Source organism: Olsenella sp. DNF00959 (genome assembly GCF_001553055.1).
Taxonomy (GTDB): Bacteria; Actinomycetota; Coriobacteriia; order Coriobacteriales; family Atopobiaceae; genus Olsenella_I; species Olsenella_I phocaeensis.
The window spans coordinates 582952-583174 of record NZ_KQ960133.1 but is presented as its reverse complement, the minus strand read 5'-3'; positions in this window follow the sequence as shown (position 1 = coordinate 583174).

Genomic DNA, 223 nt, shown 5'->3' with positions numbered 1-223 from the left:
TTACCAGTCAGAACGACACTGCTCCAAAACGAGCCGAGGGCGGAGCGGTGGCGTGCGGATGTTGGATTACCAGTCAGAACGACACTGCTCCAAAACGAAGAGGCTCATGCCGAAGACGCCCGTGTTGTTGGATTACCAGTCAGAACGACACTGCTCCAAAACACCTCGAGCGCGTCGGAGTTCACCCACTTCGTTGGATTACCAGTCAGAACGACACTGCTCC